General features: G+C 62.5%; 20 protein-coding genes. 9 read left to right on the top strand and 11 right to left on the bottom strand.

The window, feature by feature from the left end; all coding sequences use genetic code 11:
* Positions 1-135 precede the first annotated feature (135 nt).
* A complete protein-coding gene (locus tag C5L10_RS22620) occupies positions 136-1527 on the top strand; it encodes an FAD-binding oxidoreductase (protein WP_105431497.1) in 1392 nt (463 codons plus the stop codon).
* Positions 1528-1545: 18 nt separating this feature from the next.
* Positions 1546-2316 carry a FadR/GntR family transcriptional regulator gene (locus C5L10_RS22615; RefSeq protein WP_172717121.1) on the top strand — a complete coding sequence of 257 codons (771 nt, stop codon included), beginning with the start codon at positions 1546-1548 and terminating at the stop codon, positions 2314-2316.
* Here the strand turns inward: C5L10_RS22615 and C5L10_RS22610 are convergent, their stop codons facing one another.
* From C5L10_RS22610 to C5L10_RS22580, 7 genes are all read right to left on the bottom strand, one after another.
* Positions 2317-3690 (bottom strand): FGGY-family carbohydrate kinase, encoded by a 1374-nt coding sequence (locus tag C5L10_RS22610; RefSeq protein WP_105431495.1) that lies wholly within the window; start codon positions 3688-3690, stop codon positions 2317-2319.
* Positions 3687-4007: an L-rhamnose mutarotase gene (gene rhaM, locus C5L10_RS22605; RefSeq protein WP_105431494.1), complete on the bottom strand. Its 321-nt coding sequence runs from the start codon at positions 4005-4007 to the stop codon at positions 3687-3689. The genes C5L10_RS22610 and rhaM overlap by 4 nt, the downstream gene beginning before the upstream one ends.
* Positions 4004-5005, bottom strand: a complete 1002-nt coding sequence (locus C5L10_RS22600; protein WP_105431493.1) for an ABC transporter permease — start codon at positions 5003-5005, stop codon at positions 4004-4006. Before C5L10_RS22600 ends, rhaM begins: the two co-directional genes overlap by 4 nt.
* A complete protein-coding gene (locus tag C5L10_RS22595; protein WP_105431492.1) occupies positions 5002-5991 on the bottom strand; it encodes an ABC transporter permease in 990 nt (329 codons plus the stop codon). The genes C5L10_RS22600 and C5L10_RS22595 overlap by 4 nt, the downstream gene beginning before the upstream one ends.
* A 10-nt stretch (positions 5992-6001) precedes the next feature.
* Entirely contained in the window at positions 6002-7486 is a 1485-nt protein-coding gene (locus tag C5L10_RS22590; protein WP_105431522.1) for a sugar ABC transporter ATP-binding protein, read from the bottom strand.
* A gap of 241 nt (positions 7487-7727) precedes the next feature.
* Positions 7728-8735: a rhamnose ABC transporter substrate-binding protein gene (gene rhaS / locus C5L10_RS22585; protein WP_105431491.1), complete on the bottom strand. Its 1008-nt coding sequence runs from the start codon at positions 8733-8735 to the stop codon at positions 7728-7730.
* A 51-nt stretch (positions 8736-8786) separates the two neighbouring features.
* A complete protein-coding gene (locus tag C5L10_RS22580) occupies positions 8787-9602 on the bottom strand; it encodes a DeoR/GlpR family DNA-binding transcription regulator (protein WP_105431490.1) in 816 nt (271 codons plus the stop codon).
* A 200-nt stretch (positions 9603-9802) separates the two neighbouring features.
* Here C5L10_RS22580 and C5L10_RS22575 point away from each other — a divergent pair, with 200 nt between their 5' ends.
* Positions 9803-11899: a bifunctional rhamnulose-1-phosphate aldolase/short-chain dehydrogenase gene (locus C5L10_RS22575; protein WP_105431489.1), complete on the top strand. Its 2097-nt coding sequence runs from the start codon at positions 9803-9805 to the stop codon at positions 11897-11899.
* Between the two features lie 171 nt (positions 11900-12070).
* Positions 12071-13363 (top strand): L-rhamnose catabolism isomerase, encoded by a 1293-nt coding sequence (gene rhaI, locus C5L10_RS22570; RefSeq protein WP_105431488.1) that lies wholly within the window; start codon positions 12071-12073, stop codon positions 13361-13363.
* Positions 13364-13426: 63 nt separating this feature from the next.
* Here the strand turns inward: rhaI and C5L10_RS22565 are convergent, their stop codons facing one another.
* The 3 genes from C5L10_RS22565 to C5L10_RS22555 form a co-directional block, all read right to left on the bottom strand.
* Positions 13427-14575 (bottom strand): MalY/PatB family protein, encoded by a 1149-nt coding sequence (locus tag C5L10_RS22565; RefSeq protein ID WP_105431521.1) that lies wholly within the window; start codon positions 14573-14575, stop codon positions 13427-13429.
* A gap of 237 nt (positions 14576-14812) precedes the next feature.
* Positions 14813-15058 carry a DUF982 domain-containing protein gene (locus tag C5L10_RS22560; RefSeq protein WP_037085740.1) on the bottom strand — a complete coding sequence of 82 codons (246 nt, stop codon included), beginning with the start codon at positions 15056-15058 and terminating at the stop codon, positions 14813-14815.
* Positions 15059-15163: 105 nt separating this feature from the next.
* On the bottom strand, positions 15164-16321 hold the full coding sequence (locus tag C5L10_RS22555) for a fumarylacetoacetate hydrolase family protein (RefSeq protein WP_105431487.1): 1158 nt from the start codon (positions 16319-16321) through the stop codon (positions 15164-15166).
* 370 nt (positions 16322-16691) lie between these two features.
* Here C5L10_RS22555 and C5L10_RS22550 point away from each other — a divergent pair, with 370 nt between their 5' ends.
* The 5 genes from C5L10_RS22550 (at position 16692) to C5L10_RS22530 (ending at position 21861) form a co-directional block, all read left to right on the top strand.
* Positions 16692-18218, top strand: a complete 1527-nt coding sequence (locus C5L10_RS22550) for an ABC transporter substrate-binding protein (RefSeq protein WP_105431486.1) — start codon at positions 16692-16694, stop codon at positions 18216-18218.
* Positions 18219-18307: 89 nt separating this feature from the next.
* Positions 18308-19249, top strand: coding sequence for an ABC transporter permease (locus tag C5L10_RS22545; protein ID WP_046666333.1), 942 nt, complete (start codon positions 18308-18310; stop codon positions 19247-19249).
* On the top strand, positions 19249-20121 hold the full coding sequence (locus C5L10_RS22540; protein ID WP_046634081.1) for an ABC transporter permease: 873 nt from the start codon (positions 19249-19251) through the stop codon (positions 20119-20121). The genes C5L10_RS22545 and C5L10_RS22540 overlap by 1 nt, the downstream gene beginning before the upstream one ends.
* On the top strand, positions 20122-21330 hold the full coding sequence (locus C5L10_RS22535) for an amidohydrolase/deacetylase family metallohydrolase (RefSeq protein ID WP_105431485.1): 1209 nt from the start codon (positions 20122-20124) through the stop codon (positions 21328-21330).
* A gap of 18 nt (positions 21331-21348) precedes the next feature.
* Positions 21349-21861, top strand: coding sequence for a RidA family protein (locus tag C5L10_RS22530; RefSeq protein WP_105431484.1), 513 nt, complete (start codon positions 21349-21351; stop codon positions 21859-21861).
* Between the two features lie 9 nt (positions 21862-21870).
* Here the strand turns inward: C5L10_RS22530 and C5L10_RS22525 are convergent, their stop codons facing one another.
* Positions 21871-22710, bottom strand: coding sequence for an IclR family transcriptional regulator (locus C5L10_RS22525; protein WP_371411971.1), 840 nt, complete (start codon positions 22708-22710; stop codon positions 21871-21873).
* Positions 22711-22777: the final 67 nt, after the last annotated feature.

Here is a 22777-nt window from a genome sequence, read left to right as displayed (position 1 = left end):
CCGTCCCCCGAAGCATTCGATGGCGGAGGCGCTCGCGCCAAACCCTCCTGCGAAAAAGCCCATAGGTACACTTGCTTTACCGAATGTGGCAGTTAAGCTTACCTTTATCCAATGGTATCCTAGGTGCGGCTTCTCATGACACAAGAATTCATCCAGGCGCTGATGCGCGAACTCGGCCCCGACGTCTTTTTCGGGGAGGACATCCCGGTTCGCTTCCATAACGATTGGGGCGGCCTTTCGCCGGTCGTGCCGCTTGCGCTGGTGCGGCCGCGCACCACGGAACAGGTCTCGGTGACGCTGCGCCTCTGCAACGAGTTCAAGGTGCCGGTGGTGCCGCAGGGCGGTTTGACCGGTCTTGCCGGTGGCGCGCGGCCGATCGAGAATGGTGTGGCGCTGTCGCTCGACCGCATGAACGGCATCGAGGAAGTCGATACGGTGATGGCGACGATGACGGTTTTGGCAGGCACGCCGCTGAGTGTCATCCAGGCGAAGGCGGAAGAGGCGGGGCTGCTCTTCGGGCTAGATCTCGGCGCCCGGGATTCCTGCGTCATCGGCGGCAACCTCGCCACCAATGCCGGCGGCAATCGTGTCATCCGGTTCGGCATGGCGCGCGAACATGTGCTCGGCCTCGAAGTGGTGCTGCCGGACGGCACGATCGTCAAGTCGCTGAACAAGATGCTGAAGAACAATGCCGGTTACGACCTGAAGCAACTGTTCATCGGTTCGGAAGGCACGCTCGGCGTCATCACCCGCGCCGTGCTGCGTCTGCAGGCGAAGCCAGCGGAACTCGCCAGCGCCTTCTGCGGCTGCCCGGATTTCCCCTCACTTCTGGAGCTGCTGAAGAGCGCCCGCCAGGGCATGGGATCGGCGCTGACCTCGTTCGAGGTGATGTGGCCGAGCTTCTACGACTTCATGACGGGAAAACTGCCGGACCTACGCCGCGCCTTCAAGGAGCCGCACGGAATCTATGTGCTGATCGAAACCGGCGGGCGCAACGCGGATGAGAACCGGGCGCTGCTGGAGCAGGTGCTGTCCAATGCACTCGAAGCCGGCTGGGTTTCCGATGCGGTTCTGCCGTCCTCGGAGCGCGAGACGAAGGATCTCTGGGCGGTGCGCGAAAGCGTGTCGGAATACGGCAAGCTGATGGGGCCGCTGACCGCCTTCGACGTCGGCCTGCCGACCAGCGCCGCCGGCCGGGTGGTCGACGAGATCGAAGCGGCGATGAAGGCTCGCTGGCCGGATGCGATCGCGCTCAGCTACGGCCATATCGGCGACAGCAACCTGCATCTCGTCTGCAACATCCCGTCCGCCGGCAACGACCAGCCTCATAAGGAGATCACCGAACTTGTCTTCGGCTCGATTGCCCGTGAAGGCGGCACGATTTCCGCCGAACACGGGATCGGCCTCCTGAAGAAGCCCTATCTCAAGCTGTCGCGAACCCCGGAGGAACTGGCGTTGATGGCGCGTATCAAGCTGGCGCTCGATCCCAACAACATTCTGAATACCGGCAAAGTGCTTTCTGTCTGAGGGGGGGAGGAGGTGCTGGTGGATCGACATTTTCAGCCCGTCAAAGTGCTGCTTCCGAACGAAGAGGTCGCGCGCCGGCTTGCCGACGCCATCAGGGCCGGGTTTTTCCGGCTCGGTTCGCGCCTTCCGTCCGAACGCAGCATCGCCGAACAGATGCAGGTGAGCCGTCCGACGGTGCGTGAAGCGGTGAAGCTGCTGGTCGAGGCCGATATTCTGACCGTCAGGCCGGGCGCCGGCGGCGGCACGTTCGTCAGCAGCGAGATCGTGCCGCTCGACATTATCGTGCCGAGACCGGACATGCGGCCGGGCGACATCGACGAGGCGATCGAGGTGCGCCGGCTGATCCTGCCCTGGGTGGCGCAGATCGCTTCGCAATATGCCGAGGATGCGGATTTCGATCGAATGCGGGAGGCGATCCGGTTCGGCCGGGATTCGCTGCCGCCGCCGGAGGTGACCAAAAGCAGCCCCGAGCATATCAGCTCGATCATCATCGCGTCGATGCGCTTCGACCTCGCCCTGGCGCGGGCGACCCGAAACGGCCTCGTGTTGGAACTGATGGAACTGCTGCTGCAATGGGTGGAGCCGATGCGGCACAGGACGCTGCATAGCCGCGCCGACCTCGTGCTGTCGCTCGAACTGGTCGAGACCATGATGCAGGCGATCGAATCCGGCGACCCGGCGCAGATCGCCGAGATTACCGAGCGGCGGCTCGGCATTCTGGAAAATGCGCTCGAGGAGCAGACGGGCCGGCGCCTTCGCCGCAACCGCCGGCCGGCCAGTGTGGGCTGATCAGCGCCTCAGGCTTTCGTGCCAGGCGGTGCGATAGGCGTCGATGTTCCAGCTTGGTGCAGGCACGATGCGGCCGGGCTTGGATGCTGGCGAGATGCCTGCGAGAAGCGCTGCGCCCTGACTTGTGCCGGTCGAGCCCGGAAGTGCCATCACCTCGCGGCCGAGCAGTGCGGCGAGCGCCTGGAGATAGGCCGGGTTGGCCGAGAAGGGGCCTTCGACCAGAACCGGTCCCTCGGCGCCGATGAGATCGAGGCAGGTCTCCGTCATCAGCGCGAGGTAGAGGCAGGCGGCCGCCCAGCGTTGGCCTGCCGAGACTTCTATGTCGTTGACCCATTGCCGCTCGCGGCCTGGGAAGGGGCCGGAACCGCCTGAAACGTTCGGCAGAAGCATCAGGCCTTTTTCAATGACATCAGGAATGGCTGCAAGGGCCGCTTCCGGCGATAAGACGCCGAGTTCCACCGTCAGCATCTCGAATTCGCGGCCGCCCATGAATCGGCTCGAGGGTACGGCGCGGCCATAGGCATCGACATTGGCAAGCGCGTCGCGCTGCGGGTCGAGATGGTCGAGATCGCCACCGACCGCGAAATTGATGGCCCAGGTGCCGGTGGAGACGACCGCGAAGGGCGGTTCGCGTCCGACCAGATGCGGCAGCAGCGAGGCGTTGGAATCGTGGATACCGCAATGGACGGAGATAGGTGTCGTGACGCCGATCCGGGCTGCGATATCCGGCAAAAGCGGACCGAGCGTGTCAAAGGCCGAACGGACCGGCGCCATCAGATCACGGATGTCGAGCGTATCCACCAATGGGGAATAGGCGCCGTCACGCGGGCGCCAGAGGTCCGTATGGCAACCGAGCGAGGTGACTTCGTTCGCCGCAACACCGGTCAGCCGGAACGCCCAGTATTGCGGGTAGGTGATGATGCTGCGCGTGCTGGCAAAGGCTTCGGGAAAGGCAGTCTTCTGGTAGTGAAGCTGCGCGCCGACATTCAGCCCGCCTGACAGGGCCGGGGAGAAGGTTTCCGAAAAGTTCGGGCGGATCAACCGGTAGGCCTGGCGGATGTCTTCCGGATATTCGTGTTCGTAATCGAGCACCGGCAGCGCCAGTTTGCCCTCGGCGTCGAGAAGCACCGCCGATGCGCCGTGGGTGGTGATGGAGATCGTGTCGAAGCCGGGGTGCTTGGCAAAATCGGACAACGCTTGGAGCACGAAGGTCCACAGGACGTCGATATCGTAATGCGGATAGGGTGGACCCGGCAGAACCCGGTTCGGCGCGCGCCTTTCGGCGATCTCCTCGCCGGTCGCGCGGTCGAGCACGACCACCTTGGCATTGGTCTTGCCGATATCGAGGACGGCGATCTTTTCAGGCATCGTCATGGCAGGTGGAAGACCGTCACCAGATCGCTCTGGACCGGCGAATTGTCCGGATTTGTTTCCATGATGTCGGCCATGTAAGCCCACCATTTCTTCATCACCGGGTGCTCCGGCAGGTTCGCCATCGTGTGGTCCGCAGGCCGTGTCAGCACGCCGAACAGCGTGTTGGTGTCGCGGTCGAGATGGATGGAATAGTCGCTGGCGCCGGCCTGGTGGAGGAGGTCGACAAGCTCCGGCCAGATCTCGTCGTGGCGCCTGCGGTATTCCGCTTCCATGCCCGGATTGAGCTTCATCTTGAAAGCGTGCTTTTCGAGCGTCATCGGCTCATTTCCTTGATGCGGCGGGCGATGATCGGGATGGCGATGGTGATGATCAACAGCAGGCCGACGAAGATCGACATGACGATGCCGGGCACGTTGAGCAGCCCCAGCCCGAAGGTGACGAGGCCCATGACGAAAGCCGCGATGACGACGCCGGCGATGGTGCCCGCGCCGCCGAGAATGGAAACGCCGCCGAGCACGACCATGGTGACGACTTCCAGTTCCCACCCTTGCGCGATCGAAGGCCGGGTCGAGCCGAGGCGCGAGGTGAGGCAAACGGATGCGACGCCCGCCATCACGCCGGTCAGCAGGAAGAGGATGAACTTCACCCGTTCCACCGGAATGCCGGAGAAACGTGCCGCGAATTCGTTGTTGCCGATCACATAGACCTGCCGGCCGAAATTTGTGGCGTGCAGCAGGATGCCAAAGGCTGCGGCGAGGACGAGGAACAGCACGAATTCGAAGGAAAACACCCAGGCCACGTAGCCTTGGCCGAAGAAAGCGAAGCTTTCCGGGTATTTGCCATAGGCCTGGTCGCCCAGCACGATATAGGAAATGCCGCGAAAGAGGCTCATCGTGCCGATCGTCACCACGATCGACGGCAGCCTGAGGCCGGCGACGAGCAGGCCGTTGAAGGCGCCGCAGACAAGTCCGGTGCCGATGCCGATCGCCACCAGTCCCGGCGTACCGATGCCGGCCTGGGCTGCTGCGCCCATGGCGGTCGAAGCGAGCGCGATGATCGCTGCCACCGACAGATCGATCTCGCCGGCAATGACGAGCAGCGCCATGGCGAAGGCGATCATCGCCTTTTCGGTGAAATTAAAGGTGGCGTCGGAGAGGTTCCAGGCGTTCAGAAAGTAAGGCGAGGCGAACGAATTGAAGACGAAGATCAGCACCGCGACGCCGAAGAGCAGTACTTCCCAGCTCGCCAGGAGGCGCGAGGTCTTGCTGCCGAGCCTATCGGGGATGACCCGCTTCGAGGAAACGATGTCGGTCATGCGGACACCTCCTTTGCACCGCGATCGCGCAGGATGATGCGGCCGGCCTTGCGTTCGGCGCGGGCGTTGAAGGCGACCGCGAGCACGATGACGATGCCTGAGATCGCCATCTGCGCGAAAGGCGAGATGCCGATGACGGGCAGCGCGTTCTTGATGACGCCGAGGAAGAGGGCGCCGAGCACCGCACCGCCGACCGAGCCGATGCCGCCGGCGATCGAGATGCCGCCGATGACGCAGGCGGCGACCGTATCCAGTTCGAAACCGGCGGCGATGTCCACATAGGCGACCGCGTAACGCGACACCCAGAGATAACCGGAAAGGCCGGCGAGCGCGCCCGAAACGACGAAGGCAATAAACTTGGTCCAGCCGATATCGATGCCGGCATAGATCGCCGCAGTCGGGTTGCCGCCGGATGCATAGGCCGCCCGGCCGAAGGGCAGGCGGGTCAGCACGAACCAGGCGCCGAGCACGATGAGGATGGCGATCCAGGAGAGGATCGGCAGGCCGAGCACCGGCATTCGCGGGACATTCAGGAAGGAAGGCGCCATCTGGTGGGCGTTCACCCAGCCGCCGCCCGACAGCACGAAGGCCATGCCGCGATAGATGGTCAGCGTTCCGAGCGTCACCACGATCGGCGGGATCTGCAGCGCCCAGACGAGGTAGCCGTTGATCGCACCCAGGAAGGCCCCGATGCCGACCGCCATGACGATGAGCAGAGCCAGCGGCAGATCAGGATAGGCGGCATTGGTCATGGCGACCGCCATGCCGGTGAAGGCAAGGTTGGCGGCGACAGAGAGATCGATCGACTTGGTCAGGATCACCGTCATCTGGCCGAGCGCCAGGATGATCAGGATCGAGGTGTCGTTGAAGATGTTGGCGAGATTGCTGGGAGACGCGAAGCCCTGCGCGCGGGTCGCGAAGCCGGCGATCATCGCGGCGATGATGACGGTCAGCAGGATTTCGCGGTTCTTCAGGAGGCGGTTCATCTGGTTCTCCTCACTGGTTTCCGGTCGCGGCGCGGACCAGCATTTCGGCGCTCAAGGCCCCGCGCTCGAAAACGCCGGCGGCCAGGCCCTCGCGCATCACCATCACCCGGTCGGACATGCCGAGGATTTCGGGAAGCTCGGACGAGACCATGATGATCGACAGGCCCTCGGCGGCGAGTTCGCCGATGAAGGCGTGCACGGCAGCCTTGGAGCCGATGTCGATGCCTTTGGTCGGTTCGTCGAGAATGATCACCTTCGGCTGCGTCGCCAGCCATTTGCCGATGACGACCTTCTGCTGGTTGCCGCCGGAGAGCGTGCCGACCGGCACCGAAAGGGCGGCGGCGCGCAGGTCCAGCCGTTCCGCATATTTTCGTGCCAGCGCCAGTTCGTTGGCGGCTTTGAGGAAACCGGAGCGGGAGGTCTTGCCGAGCGACGGCAGCGACATGTTCTGGAAGATCGGCATGGGGAGCGCCAGGCCGTGGCGGCCGCGTTCCTCCGGCACGTAGACGATGCCGGCGCGGATCGCATCGCCCGAGGAGCGGATGTCGAGCGGCTTGCCTTCCAGAACCAGCCGGCCGGATGAGGGCCGGGTGACGCCGAACAGCGACTGGCAGAGTTCCGAGCGCCCGGCACCGATCAAGCCGTAGATACCGAGGATTTCGCCGCGGCGAAGCTCGAAGGAGATGTCGCGGAATTCGGTCGGATGGCAGTAGTTCTCGACGCGGAAAACCGGCGCGCCGATCGCGACCTCTACTTTCGGGAAAACGTCCTTGACGTCGCGGCCGACCATCAGCCGGACGATCTCGTCCTGGGGCGTTTCCTTCAACCGGCCCTGACCGACTGCGCGGCCATCCCGAAAAACCACGAAGTTCTCGGCGATCTCGTAGACCTCGTCGAACTTGTGGCTGATGAAGAGGATCGCCTTGCCCTGGCGCTTCAGGTTCTCAACGATGCGGAAAAGATCGTCGATCTCCTTCCGCGAAAGGGCGGCGGTCGGCTCGTCCATGATGACGATGCGGGCCTCGACCGACAGCGCCCGGGCGATCGCCACGAGGTGGCGCTGGGCGATCGAGAGGTCGCGCAGGCGGATCGTCGGGTCGATATCGCTCTCGAGCTGAAGCATGAGGGCCTTGGCGCCGGAATTGATCTTCCGCCAGTCGATCGTGCCGAAACGGGTGCGCGGCGCATGGCCGAGAAAGATGTTTTCCGCGACGCTCAACTCGTCGAAAAGGACGGTTTCCTGATGGATTGCGGTAACACCGGCGTCGATCGCCGCCTGCGCGCTGGTGAATGTGGTGGGCTGACCGTCAATCAGGATCTCGCCCTCATTCGGGCGGTAGATACCGGTCAAAATCTTGACGAGCGTCGACTTGCCGGCGCCGTTTTCGCCGATCAGGGCCGTCACCTGGCCGGGATAGAGCTTGATGCTGACCCCATCGAGGGCTTTGACGCCCGGAAAGATCTGGCTGATGCCGCGCATTTCCAGGATCGGCATTGCTTCCGTCGTCGGTGCCGGTCGGGGCGATCGGTCTTGAATTTTCGTAACGCCGTTCATCAGGGACATTTTCCGACGAGTCTTTGAGATTACGTCTGGTTATTTTGCGGGTGCGTGCAAAGCCGATGGCTCCGAGTTTAGAGCGGCCTCCGCTCCGCCTGGCATCTTCTCCCCGGTGGGAAAGAAGATGCCGGCAGGCGGATGAGGGGGCTCGCGCCTGCCGGCAGGTCGAGTTCCCAGATCAGAAGATCTTGGAGAACTCGTCGATGTTCTTGGCGTTGTAGACGAACGGGTCGGCCATGGCGGCTTCGCCATTGTCGCCTACCTTGATCGAGCCCATGCGGCCGGCCTTGATCGCCGAACCGGGCTTGGCGTCGGTATCACCCTTGACGAGGTGATAGGCGATCTGGGTGGCCGAATAACCGAGGTCGATCGGGTTCCAGATGGCGAATTCCTTGGTGGCGCCGGACTTGATGGCGCCGGCCATTTCGGATGGCAGGCCAAGGCCGGTCACATAGACCTGGCCGATCTTGCCGGCATCCTTGACGGCCTGCGAGGCAGCGAGAACACCGACCGTGGTCGGAGCGACGATGACCTTGACGTTCGGCTGCGAGGTCAAGAGGCCCTGTGCTTCGCGATAGGACTTGTCGGCAAGGTCGTCACCATAGACTGTCGTGACGAGGTTGAGGCCAGGGAAATCCTTGAGCTGCTTCTTCATCTCGGCGATCCAGGTGTTCTGGTTGGTCGAGGTGGTGGTGGCCGAAAGGATGGCGAAACCGCCCTTGCCACCTTCCAGGTGGTTCTTTGCAAGCGTCAGGCACATCTTGCCGATCAGGTCGTTGGAAGACGGGTTCAAGTGCATGATGCGGCCTTCCTTGGCCACTGCCGAGTCCCAGGAAATGACCTTGATGCCGCGCTGGGCGGCCTTCTTGAGCGCCGGAATGACGGCATCCGGATCGTTGGCGGAGATGGCAATCGCATCCACCCCTTGAGCGATCAGCGAATTGATCACCTCGATCTGGCCTTCGGCCGTCGTGGAGGTCGGGCCGGTATAGATGACCTGGACGCCGCCGAGTTCCTTGGCAGCTTCCTGCGCGCCCTTGTTGGCCGCTTCGAAGAAGCCGTTGCCGAGCGATTTGACGACCAGCGCGATCTTCATGTCTGCGGCGCTTGCCGCCGTCGTCATTGTCGATGTCAGGGCGGCGAAGGCGAATGCCGCGCCGAGGGCGAGTTTCTTTGCAAGTTTCATGGTTGGTCCTCCCAGTTGATAGTTTAATCTTTCTCTCGCGCCGGTCGCTCCTCACGCGGCCGACGAAGAATCCTCCTTGGCCATGTCCGCTGCGGCGGCACCGGCGATAATCAGTTTGACGCCCGCATCCTCGACCATCCGTGCGGCGTCGTCGGTCACGCCGTCATCGGTGATGACGGTCGTCACCCGGTCGAGCGGGCAGAGGATGAGGCTCGATCGGCGCGAAAACTTCGACGAGTCCACCATCACGATCAGTTCCTCGGCCTGGTGCATCAGCTTCTGCTCGCTCTGGATCACCAGCGCGTCGGCTTCCATCACGCCGAGCGGGCCGACCCCCTGCGCGCCGATGAACATGCGCCGTGCGTAAAAATTGCGGATCGCGTCATTGTCGAAGGGCGACAGGATCAGGCTCTGCTCGCGATAGATCGCGCCGCCCGGTATCGTCACCGTGTTCTTCGAATGCTTGATCAGATGTTCGGCGATCGCAAACGAATTGGTCATCACCTGCAGGCGTCGGGCCGACATGAAATGCACCATCTGGAACGTCGTCGTGCCGCCGTTGATGATGACGCTGTCGCCTTCGTCGCAGAGTTCGACTGCGCGGCGGGCGATTGCGCGCTTCTTGTCGATATTGACCGATTCCGACACCCGGAACGATCGGGCCGAAAGCTGGCCGATCTGCGGAGGATGAACGGCTTCCGCGCCGCCGCGGACGCGCCGGAGCTTGCCCTGGACGTGCAGCGAAGCGATGTCGCGTCGAATCGTCGCTTCCGAGGCCTCGGTCAATTCAGCGATATCCTGCACCGTGATGACGGGCTTTTCCTGGATAGCGCTCAAGATGATGCGATGGCGTTCACGTTCGTGCATTGGCTCCTCCTCGGCGACAACTATTACCGGAAAATTTATGTTGTCAATCACAAACGATCAAGTTCGCTTTTATTGCGCTGCACAATGAAACTTTATGATCGTTTGTGATTGACAGACGGCGCGACAATGCGCGATACCGGCAACAGGGAGATGGCGGCCGCCTCGTCGCCGTGAGCCGAAACACGTTGGGAGGACAAGCAATGTCGGGCCAAACCCGCCTTCTCGAAAACCGTTGGAACGATGCCCAGGCCGCCAAGCTCGATGAGCCCGGCAAGCTGCTCTATCGCTCCAACCTTCTCGGTGCCGACAAGCGCATCACCAATTACGGCGGCGGCAATACCTCCGCCAAGGTGATGGAAACCGATCCGCTGACCGGAGAAAAAGTGAAGGTCATGTGGGTGAAGGGGTCGGGCGGCAATGTCGGCACGATCAAGCTCGATGGTTTCGCCACCCTTTACATGGACAAGCTGGAAGCGCTGAAGGGGCTCTACAAGGGCGTCGAGGACGAGGACCGCATGGTCGGCTTCCTGCCGCATTGCACCTTCAACCTCAATCCGCGCGCCGCTTCCATCGATACCCCGCTGCATGGTTTCGTGCCGTTCACCCATGTGGACCACATGCACCCGGACGCGATCATCGCGATTGCGGCTTCCAAAAACTCAAGGGAACTGACGCAACAGGTCTTCGGTGCCGAAATCGGATGGCTGCCCTGGCGGCGGCCGGGTTTCCAACTCGGGCTCGATCTCGAAGCGTTCGTCAAGGCTAACCCGAATGCCAAGGGCGTCGTGCTGGAAAGCCATGGTCTGTTCACCTGGGCAAATGATGCCAAGGCCTGCTACGAACTGACGCTCGACATCATCAACAAGGCGATCGAATGGTTCGCCAAAGAGACCGAAGGCAAGACGATCTTCGGTGGCGCCGCGACCAAGAGCCTGCCCGCGCCGGAACGTCGGGCGATCGTCGCGAAACTGATGCCGGAAATCCGCGGCCGGATCGGCAGGGTGGAGCGCAAGCTTGGCCATTTCGACGATCAGGACGCGGTGCTGGAATTCGTCAATTCCAAGAACCTGCAGCCGCTCGGCGCGCTCGGTACCTCCTGCCCGGACCATTTCCTGCGCACGAAAATCCGTCCGCTGATCGTAGATTTCGATCCCGCAAAGCCGGATGTCGATGCGGTGATCGCCGCGCTCGACAAGGCGCTTGAAGATTATCGCGCCGATTACAGCCGCTACTACGAGACCTGCAAACACAGCAATTCGCCCGCCATGCGCGACCCTAACCCGGTGATCTTCCTGGTTCCGGGCGTCGGCCTGCTGTCGTTTGCGCGTGACAAGGCGACGGCGCGTATTGCCGGCGAGTTCTACGTCAACGCCATCAACGTGATGCGCGGGGCGTCCACGGTTTCCGAATATCAGGGCCTGCCGGAACAGGAGGCCTTCGACATCGAATATTGGCTGCTCGAAGAGGCGAAGCTGCAGCGCATGCCGAAGCCGAAAAGCCTTGCCGGACAGGTGGCCTTCGTCACCGGCGGCGCTGGCGGCATCGGGCGGGCGACCGCCGCCAGGCTGATGGGTGAGGGTGCCTGCGTGGTGCTTGCCGATATCGACGGCGGCGCACTCGACGCGACCAAAGCCGATTTCGAAAAGTCGTTCGGCAAGGACGCGGTGCGTGGGGTCCTGCTCGACGTGACGACCGAGGACGCGGTGATCACTGCGTTTGCCGAGGCCTGCGTCGAATTCGGCGGCGTCGATATCCTCATCTCGAACGCCGGGATCGCGTCTTCCGCGCCGGTCGAGGAAACCACGCTTGCCATGTGGAGCAAGAATATCGACATCCTGGCGACGGGTTATTTCCTCGTTTCGCGTGAGGCATTCCGGTTGTTCCGGCGCCAGAAGCTCGGCGGCAATGTCGTCTTTGTCGCTTCCAAGAACGGGCTTGCCTCTTCTCCGAATGCTTCGGCCTATTGCACCGCCAAGGCTGCCGAAATCCATCTCGCCCGCTGCCTGGCGCTCGAAGGCGCCGAGGCCGGCATCCGCGTCAATACGGTCAATCCGGACGCCGTGCTGCGCGGATCGAAGATCTGGAACGGCGAATGGCGCGAACAACGGGCCGCCTCGTCCAAGATCGAGGTGGACGACCTTGAGGAGCACTACCGCAAGCGGTCGCTGCTCAAGCTCAATGTCTTCCCGGAGGATATTGCGGAGGCAATCTATTTCCTCGCATCGGACGCATCGGCCAAGTCGACCGGCAACATCATCAACGTGGATGCCGGCAACGCCCAGAGCTTTACGCGGTAGGCCGAACTTGCCCCTCGCCCTAGCCCTCTCCCCGCATGCGGGGAGAGGGGACGTGGCACACGGTACGTTCTAGGGACTTGATGACAGTGCGGCATATCCCTTCTCCCCATTATGATGGGGAGAAGGTGGCGGCAGCCGGATGAGGGGCAGACCCCGAAGGGAGGATTTTCAATGACTGAACTCAAGATCACGACCAATGTGATCGCCGCTGAAAACGACAAACGCGCAGCAGCGCTCAAATCCGATTACGACGCGCTCGGCGAGAACCTGTCGCGGCGCGGCATCAATATCGAAACGATCACCCGGGATGTCGAGAAATTCTTTGTGGCCGTACCCTCCTGGGGCGTCGGGACTGGAGGGACGCGTTTCGCCCGTTTTCCGGGTCAAGGCGAGCCGCGCGGCATTTTCGACAAACTCGATGACTGCGCCGTTATTCACCAGCTGACCCGGGCGACGCCGACGGTTTCGCTGCATATCCCGTGGGACAAGGCGGATCCGGGGGAGTTGCGCGCCAAGGGCGATGCGCTGGGTCTCGGTTTCGATGCGATGAACTCCAACACGTTTTCGGATGCGCCGGGACAGGCGCATTCCTACAAATACGGCTCGCTCAGCCACACGAATGCTGCGACGCGCGCCCAGGCGATCGAGCACAATCTCGAATGTATCGAGATCGGCAGGGCGATCGGCTCCAAGGCGCTCACGGTGTGGATCGGCGACGGTTCGAACTTTCCGGGCCAGAGCCATTTCACGCGGGTGTTCGAGCGGTATCTCGCTTCGATGGCGGAAATCTACAAGGCGCTGCCGGAGGACTGGCGGCTGTTTTCCGAGCACAAGATGTACGAACCGGCCTTCTATTCGACGGTGGTGCAGGACTGGGGCACGAATTACCTGATCGCCAATACGCTCGGACCAAAGGCCTTCTGCCTCGTCGATCTCGGCCACCATGCGCCGAATACCAATATCGAGATGATCGTCGCCCGCCTCATCCAGTTCGGAAAGCTCGGCGGCTTCCACTTCAACGATTCCAAATATGGCGACGACGATCTCGACGCCGGCGCTATCGAGCCTTACCGGCTGTTCCTCGTCTTCAACGAATTGGTCGATGCCGAGCATCGCGGGATCAAGGATTTTCGTCCGGCGCATATGATCGACCAGTCGCACAACGTTACCGATCCGATCGAGAGCCTGATTTCCAGCGCCAACGAAATCCGCCGCGCCTATGCCCAGGCATTGCTGGTCGATCGGACAGCGCTTGACGGGTTCCAGCAGGAAAACGATGCACTGATGGCATCTGAAACGCTGAAGCGCGCCTATCGCACCGATGTGGAGCCGATCCTGGCGGAAGCTCGCCGCCGCGCAGGCGGAGCGATCGATCCGGTCGCGACCTATCGCGCCAGCGGCTATCGGAAACAGGTTGCCGCGGAACGCCCGGCATCGACCAGCGGTGGCGGCGGGATCGTCTGATCCCTCCAGCCTGCAATGATGCCGGCGGATGAGCTCCGCCGACGGTCAATTCTCACGATACGATCAGGTGTTCCGGGCGAGTGCGCGTTCCATGCGGCTCAGACCCTCCTCGAGAAGGGCGCGCGGGCATCCGAAATTGACGCGCACGAAGTTGCCGTAGGCCTCGCCGAATTCAGATCCGGCATTGAAGCCGACCTTGCCGTGCTCGAGGAAATAGCTTTGGGCATTCGGCTTCAGGCCGAGTTCCGTGCAGTCGAGCCAGGCGAGGAACGTGGCTTCCGACTTCATGAGCTTGATCTTGGGAAACCGGCGCGCGATTTCGGCCGACAGATAATCGCGGTTCGCCTCGATGTAGGCGAGCATCCGGGTTTTCCAGTCGCCCGCCTTCGAAAAGGCCGCAAGCGTCGCTTCAAGCCCGATGATATTGGCGTTGTCGACCATTCCGAGGCGTGCCTGGTTGAACTTTTCGCGGATCGCCTTGTTGCCGACGATCGCGAAGGCGGTCTTGAGGCCGGCGATATTGTAGGTCTTGCTGGCGGCCATCAGGGTGATCGTGCGGTTTGCGGCGTCTTGCGAAAGCGAGGCGATCGGCACGTGGCGGCGGCCGTCGAACAGGAGGTCGCAATGGATCTCGTCGGAGATGATCAGCGTATCGTTCTGGCGGCAGAGGTCGGCGATCGTCTTCAGTTCGTCCGCCGTGAATACCTTGCCTGTCGGGTTCTGCGGATTGCAGAAGAGCAGCGCCTTTGACTTCGCCAGCTCCGCGGCCAGAACGTCGGTGTCCATCACATGGCCTTCGGCGGTCGGCAGAAGCGGCGCTTCGCGGCGGACAAGGTTCCAGTCCGCCGGAGCTTCAAGGATCGGACGATAGACCGGCGGCTGAACCAGCACGCCGTCACCCGGCTTGAGCATCGCATGCAGCGCCATGTTGAAACCGGGAACGACGCCCGGAAGGAAGACGATCTCGTCCGGCGAGACCGTCCAGCCGTATTTTTCCTGCATGTCGGCGACGATCCGGGTGCGCAACTCGTCGCGGGCGACGCCGTAGCCGAGCATCGGATGCTCGAGCCGGTTGCGGATGGCGTCGACGATCTCCGGGGCTGCGGGGAAGTCCATGTCGGCGACCCACATGGGCAGCACGTCGTCCGGATACTTGCTCCACTTCGAGCTGCCGGTGCCCCGGCGTTCGTGCACCGCATCGAAATCGGTCATGCTCTCAAATCCCTTGTTATCATTCTGCCGGTCAAATCGATCGGCCATCCTCATCTCGGCGCCGGCCGCGAACCGGGCAAGGCGCGAAATCAGCTCCCGTTGTCCCCAACCGGCCGCGCGCCTGTCAACGCCTTTCTTTGCGTAACCGGCGAGCGCAGCGCCTGGCGCTTGTCCCGGCAAGGGAGCGAGCAGCCTGCTTCGGTCATTGGGATGAGGCAGATCGATCTGGCGGAGAGCTCAGGCGCGGATCAGGATATGCGCTTCCATAGCCGCTTCGACGAAGGCCTTTCTGGCTTCTTCAGGCTTGCGCTTTCCGGCATCCACCGCGGCGCAGACTTCGAGCGCCCGGTCGAGGGCCGTGCCGTCCTCCACCGGCCAGTCTTCGATCATCGCCCATGCCGCGGCCTGCGTCGTTTCGATCGCGGTTTCGGCCGGCGGCTCGCCGATCGATATGACGACCGGCTTGTTCCAAGGCGTATTCATTCTGTTCGGCGTCCCGTCTCGTCCATGCCGGTCTCATAGACCGATTTGGCTGCCGTGGCGAGGGTCGGCAATCGGCGATGCGAGAAAGAAGGAGGGTCGCTCTATCTAGAGCAAGCCGCGGGCAGCGAGGTTCTTCATCATCGCCGTGATGCCAAAACTCCAGGGAGGGCATTCGGTCGAGAGGCGTACCGTGTTTCGCAGCGTGCCGAGGCCCGGAGAGGAGATCTCGACGATGTCGCCGATCTTGTGGGTAAAGCCCTGGTTCGGCACGTCGCGGTCCTCGGTCGGTGCAAACAGCGTGCCGAGAAACAGCATGAAGCCGTCGGGATACTGATGATGATCGCCACATGTATGCTTGACGAGGTCAAGCGGGTCGCGGCTGATCTGCGACATCGAGCTCTTGCCGTTGAGGACATATCCCTCCGGTCCGGTCACGCGCAGGTCGAGTTCGGCATTGCGGACATCGTCCAATCCGTAACCCTCATCGAAGAGGCGGATGAAAGGCCCGATCGAGCAGGAGGCATTGTTGTCCTTTGCCTTGCCGAGCAGAAGCGCGGAACGCCCTTCGACGTCGCGCAGGTTGACGTCGTTGCCGAGGGTCGCTCCCTTGATCTCGCCCTGGCTGTTGACCGCCAGCACGATTTCCGGCTCGGGGTTGTTCCAGGTCGATACCGGGTGGAGGCCGACATCCGCGCCCCAGCCGACCGAGGAAAGCACCGGCGCCTTGGTGAAGACTTCAGCATCTGGGCCGATCCCGACTTCGAGATATTGCGACCACATGCCCTCCCTGATCAGCGCTTCCTTGACGCTTGCGGATTGCGGCGAGCCGGCCTTCAGGTCCTTGAGGCTGCCGCCGATGATCGTGCTGACGGTCTGCCGGATGGCGGCCGCCCTGTCCGGATTGCCGGCGGCCTTCTCCTCGATGACGCGCTCGATCATCGATTGCGCGAACGTTACCCCGCAGGCCTTGACCGCCTGGAGATCGACGGGCGCCAGCAGATGGGGACGCGACGGATCGGGCTTGCCCGTGCTGTTCCCGGCAATGTCTTTCAACGCGCCGATGATCGGGCCAGCGGCGTTTCGGACAAACTCCGCAGCATCGGCGCGCTCCAGAAGCGCGCTGAGGGTCGGCGCTTCCTTGCTGGTGATATCGACCAGGGCACCGTCACGCAGCGTGACGACGCTCGGGCCCGAAACACCAGGATTCCAGACGCGGCCGACAAAAAGCCCGTTGGCAAACGTATCGATGAGATTGTCGGTCATGCTGGTGTATCTCCTCCCGTTAGATGTGGCCGAATGGGCCACTCTATCTTCTCTTGTTCTTCCGCTTGGCGCGAAGCGCGGTTTCCAGCTCGCAGCCAAGGCTGTGTGTTTTCGCTGTCGAAGACGCATTCGTCCAGCCCCAGGCGACAAATTAGATCGAGATTTTGCGGGGCGCCGGCACGTCGCACTGCCGATCGTGGAGCTCAGCAAACCACCCTATGCTGAAACCCCTCGGCATGGGGGTTGCAGATCCCGTTCTCAGCGGCCGCCGCCGCTCGTCTCTACCTCCCCATTGACAGGGCATTTGCGTTCTGTATTCTGTTATAAAAGCTTATATAACATAATTGTGGAACAAAAACGGGAGACTATCATGAAGCTGAAGCTTGCATTCCTTGTTGCAACCGCGCTCGTCGCCACGCCGTCATTCCTGATGGCGCAGGAGAAGGGCGGCGTCATCAACGTCGCGACCATCGGCGAGCCGCCGACACTCGATCCGATGACGTCGACGGCCGACCTTGTTGGTATCGTTACGCAGCACATTTTCGAGACGCTCTATACGTTCGACAAGAAGTGGGGCGTCACGCCGCTTCTCGCGGAAAGCCTGCCTGCGGTCAGCGACGACGGCAAAACCTATACGGTCAAGCTGCGCACCGGCATCAAATTCCATGACGGCAGCGACATGACCTCGGAAGATGTTGTCGCCTCGCTCACCCGCTGGACCAAGCTCGCCTCGCGCGGCAAGCAGGCCGCCGGTTTCATCGAGTCCGTCTCCGCCGCCGATCCGGCGACCGTGACGATCAAGCTGAAGCAGCCCTATGCGCCGCTCGCCTCGCTGCTCGCCTTCAACAACTCTGCCGCGATCATCATCCCGGCCGAAAAGCAGGCCGACACGATGACCGAGTTTGTCGGTACTGGACCCTATATGCTGAAGGAGCGCAAGGCCGACCAGTATATCCAGCTCACCCGCTTCAAGGACTACAAGCCGCGTTCGGGCGAGAGCGACGGTTATGGCGGCGCCCGCCACCAGTATCTCGACGAGATCCGCTTCGTGCCGGTTCCGGATCCGAACACCCGCGTCGAAGCCGCCGTTTCCGGCCAGTACGACTATGTAGACTCCCTGCCGGTCGAATCCTTCGACAAGGTGAAGGCCTCGAAGGCCACCCAGCCGCTGCTCCTGAAGCCCTTCGGCTACCCGGTCTTCGTCTTCAACACCGCGGAAGGCGCTGCCAAGAACCTCGCCGTCCGCAAGGCGATCCGCCAGGCGCTCAGCATGGAAGACATGCTGGCCGCCGCCTTCGGCAGCAAGGATTTCTACGCCCTCAACGGCAATATCTACCCGGCCTCCTTCAGCTGGAGCACGGATGCCGGCGTGAAAGGCAATTACAACGCCGCCGATCCGGAAGGTGCTGCTGTTGCCGCGAAGGCCGCGGGTTATGACGGCAAGCCGATCCGCATCCTGACCAGCCGCCAATATGAGTTCCACTACAAGATGGCGCAGGTTGCCGCCGAGTATCTGAAGCTTGCCGGCTTTACCGTCGACATGCAGGTGGTCGACTGGGCAACGCTTACCCAGCGCCGCACCGACAAGGCGCTCTGGGACATCTACATCACCCACAGCCCCTTCCTGCCGGAGCCGGCGCTGATCGGTTCTCTGGCGCCGAGTTCGCCGGGCTGGTGGGATACGCCTGCCAGAAAGGCGGCCGTTGACGCTTTCTCGGCAGAGTCGGATCCGAAGAAGCGCGTCGAGCTCTGGGCCAATGTCCAGAAGGCCCTTTATGACGAGGCGCCTTTCATGAAAATCGGCGATTTCAACGCGGTTTCTGCGATCTCGACCAAGCTTCAGGGCGTCGATCCGGCTCCGTGGCCCTATTTCTGGAACGCCTCGATCAAGAAGTAATAATCCTCCCAAGGGACGCGGATGCCGGTTTACGGACCGGCATCCGTCTTCGATGATGTCCGCAATGCCGGACACAGGAACACCTTCGTATGATACGCTATATCCTTCAACGCCTTGCCGGCATGATCGTGGTGATGTTCCTCGTCGTCACGATCGTCTTCGTGATCGTTCGGGTGACGCCCGGCGATCCGGCCGCGGTCATGCTCGGACCGGATGCCACGGCCGAGGACGTCGCCGAATTGCGCACGCGTCTCGGCCTCGATCAGTCGATCGCAGTTCAATATGTCTTCTATATCGGCCAGCTTCTGAGGGGCGACCTCGGCCAGTCGATATTTCTCAACATGCCGGTGACGTCAGCGCTTCTCGACCGCGCCGAACCGACATTTTTCCTGACGATCTTCTCGTTGGCGATTGCCAGCGTCATCGCGCTGCCGATCGGCATTTATGCCGCCTATCGGCGAGGGTCCTTCGTCGACCAGGCCGCGACGACGGTCGCAATGCTGGCTGCCAGCATTCCGAGCTTCTGGCTCGGCCTCATCCTGATGCAGTTCTTCGCCGTGCGGATGAACCTCTTCCCGGTTTCCGGCTATGGCGGACCGGGCGCCAGCTTTGCGGAGCGCATGTATCACCTGACATTGCCGGCCTTCGCGCTTGGCCTCGTCTCCTCGGCGCTGATCCTGCGGTTTACCCGCGCCTCGATGCTCGATGTACTCGGCGACGATTATATCCGCACCGCCCGCGCGAAGGGGCTGATCGAGCGGCGGGTGGTGTTGAAACATGCGCTGAAGAACGCGCTGATCCCGATCCTTACCGTGCTGGGGCTCACCGCCGCCGTGCTGATTTCCGGTGCCGTCGTCACCGAAACCGTGTTCGGCTTGCCGGGCGTCGGCAATCTGGTGGTCTCGGCGGTGCTGCGGCGCGACTATCCCGTCATCCAGGGCGCGCTGCTCGTCATCGCCGCCCTCTATGTCCTGATCAATTTCGCGATCGACATGCTCTATCTGCTGGTCGATCCAAGGGTGCGCTACTGATGGCGGAAATTGTCACCACCAAGCCGGCCTCGAGCGAAGGAGCCAAGTTCTTTCGCCGTTTCCTGAAACGCAAGACGGTCGCGCTCGGACTGATCGTCATCGTGGTCTTTGTCCTGCTTGCGGTTTTCGCGCCGTGGATCGCCCCCTATTCGCCGTCGAAACTGTCGATCGTCAACCGGCTGAAGCCGCCGAGCGAGATCTACTGGTTCGGCACCGACGAGTTCGGCCGCGACATCTTCTCGCGCACCATTTTTGCGGGGCGTCTGTCGCTGCTGGTCGGGGCTGCCGTCGTTAGCCTTTCGGCGATCATCGGCGTGACGCTCGGTCTGCTGGCCGGCTTCTTCCAGAAGCTCGATACGCCGATCGCCCGGCTGATCGATGCGATGATGGCCTTCCCGGACATCCTGCTCGCGATCGCGCTGGTCGCAGCCCTCGGGCCATCGCTGGTGACGGTGATCATCGCGCTGTCGATCGTCTATTCGCCGCGGCTCGCCCGCATCGTCCGGGCCTCGACGCTGGTGATCCGCGAACTGCCTTACGTAGAGGCGGCGAAAGCGCTGGGCATCTCGACCTTCCACATCATGACGCGGCACGTACTGCGCAACCTCATATCGCCGATCCTGGTGCAGGGCACGTTCCTGTTCGCCAGCGCCATGCTCGCCGAAGCCGGACTTTCCTTCCTCGGCCTCGGCGTCAGCCCTGAAATACCGACCTGGGGAACCATGATCTCAGCCGGCCGCCAATATGTCGGCCAGGCCGACTGGATGACCTATTTCCCGGGCTTCGCCATCATTCTTTCCGTGCTGTCGCTGCAGATGGTCGGCGACGGATTGCGGGACATGCTCGATCCAAGACTTCGAAAGGACCTCTAAATGACCGGTGAAAAAGCGGGCCAGCCGCTCCTCCTCACCAACGTGAAGCCGATGGCTTTCGGCGGCAATGCGGCCTCCGGCACGACTGATATCCTGGTCGGCGCCGACGGCAGGATTTCCGCTATCGGCTCGTCGCTCGCAGCACCCGCCGAGGCGATCCGCGTCGACGGCAAGGGCGCCTTCATCTCTCCCGGTTGGATCGACCTGCATGTGCATATCTGGCATGGCGGCACCGATATCTCGATCCGCCCATCGGAATGCGGCGCCGAGCGCGGCGTCACCACGCTGGTCGATGCCGGTTCTGCCGGCGAGGCCAATTTCCACGGTTTCCGCGAATATATCATCGAGCCGTCGAAGGAGCGCGTCAAGGCGTTCCTGAACCTCGGTTCGATCGGCCTCGTCGCCTGCAACCGCGTCGCCGAACTGCGCGACATCCGCGACATCGATCTCGACCGCATCCTCGAATGTTATGCGGAGAACAAGGAACATATCGTCGGCATCAAGGTGCGGGCGAGCCATGTGATCACCGGTTCCTGGGGCGTCACGCCGGTCAAGCTCGGCAAGAAGATCGCCAAGATCCTCAAGGTTCCGATGATGGTGCATGTCGGCGAGCCGCCGGCGCTCTATGACGAGGTGCTGGAAATCCTCGGCCCCGGCGACGTCGTCACCCATTGTTTCAACGGCAAGGCCGGTTCGAGCATCATGGAAGACGAGGACCTCTACAATCTCGCCGAACGCTGCGCCGGCGAGGGCATCCGCCTCGATATCGGCCATGGCGGCGCGTCCTTTTCCTTCAAGGTGGCGGAAGCGGCGATCGCCCGTGGCCTGCTGCCGTATTCGATCTCGACCGACCTGCACGGCCATTCGATGAACTTTCCGGTCTGGGACCTGGCGACCACCATGTCCAAGCTGCTGTCGGTCGGCATGCCGTTCGACAAGGTTGTCGAAGCGGTCACCCATCACCCGGCCTCGGTCATCAAGCTGTCCATGGAAAACAGGCTCTCGATCGGCGAACGGGCCGATTTCACGATCTTCGATCTCATCGATGCCGATCTCGAGGCGACCGATTCCAACGGTGACGTTTCGCGTCTCCAGAAACTGTTCGAACCGCGTTACGCGGTCATCGGTTCGGAAGCGATCACCGCCAGCCGCTACATCCCACGGGCCCGCAAGCTCGTCCGCCACAGCCACGGTTACTCGTGGCGCTGAGGCGTATCGTTAAATCGCATGACAGGAGTTGACGTGAACACGTCTTCAGCAAAGGCCGCTCCAGCGGCGCAGACACCTTACGATCGGCTGATCGCGCTCGGCATCAAGCTGCCGCCGCCGCCGCCGCCGATCGCCAATTTCGTCACGCACGTCCGTGAAGGCAACATGCTCTACCTCTCCGGCCAAGGGCCCCGCGAGGCGGATGGGCATCTGCATTCCGGCAAGGTGGGCGCCGATGTCAGCGTCGACCTCGCCTATCAGCATGCGCGGCTGGTGGGCATCAACCTGCTTGCCGTCATGCACGAGGCGCTCGGCGACCTTTCACGGGTGAAGCGGGTGGTGAAACTGCTCGGCATGGTCAATGCCGTACCGGATTTCGAGGATCATCCAAGCGTCATCAACGGCTGCTCGGACCTGTTCATCTCGGTGTTCGGGGATGCGGGACAGCATGCCCGTTCGGCCGTCGGTTTCGGCTCGCTGCCGGGCAATATCACCGTGGAAATCGAGGCAATCGTCTCGCTGAACGACTAGGAGACAAGGTCAGTGGTTGCGCCAACCCATCAGCTTCTCGATCCGCTGGGCGGAAGCGCGGACATGTTCCGTATAGTGGTTCTCGTCGGACACGACTTTCTGTTCCGGCAGCACGATGGAAATGGTCGCAACGCACTCGCCGCTCCGGTCGCAGATTGGCGAAGCGATGCAGGCAACCGCATAATCGGACTCCGCCACCTGGATCGACAGCCGCTGCTCGAAGGCCTTGCCGGCCGAGTCGGACAGCGTGCGGGCGTCGATCTCGGCGCGGCCGGTCGGCGAGGTGCGGGCGCAACGCTTGAAAAGCTCGATCCGCTCGGCCTCGGCCAAGTGCCCGACGAGAAGCCGGCCGGACGCCGTCCAGTTGAGCGGCACACGGGTGCCGACGCGCGAAGCGACCTGGTAATGGCTCGGGCCGTCCGCCATGGCGAGCACCAGCATATAATCACCGTCGCGGCCGCAGACCTGCACGGTTTCGCCAGCCTGCCGGCAGAGGTCGTGCATCTCGTGGGTGGCGACGCTCATGAAATCGAGCGACCGGGCGTAGGCGAGGCCGTAGTGGTAGAGCCGGGCGCCAAGCCAGATCGTGCCGTCGGCATTGCGGGCGAGCATGTTCTTCCCGACCAGATCGTCGATGATCACGTAGACGGTCGACAGCGGGGCCTTGACCGCCTTGGCAATCGCATAGGCGCCGGACGGCGCACCCGTTTCGTAGAGATAGTCGATCACCTGCAATGCGCGGTCGATGCCGCTCACGCGCGAGCGGCGCGCGCCCTTGGCTTCCGTTTCCACGTCGGAACCGGCGTCAACGGAGAGGTCTGCGGATGAAGTCTTGGCGTCCAACTCGATGTTCCCCCGTGGGGCTCCTCGTGTGATTTCGAGAGGCTATTACATTACTATGGCATAGCTGTCGATG

Origin of the sequence: Neorhizobium sp. T6_25, assembly GCF_002968555.1 — a bacterium.
In the GTDB taxonomy this organism is placed as follows: domain Bacteria; phylum Pseudomonadota; class Alphaproteobacteria; order Rhizobiales; family Rhizobiaceae; genus Neorhizobium.
Note: the sequence above shows the minus strand (reverse complement) of the source record. Positions and strands in the feature narration are given on the sequence as shown.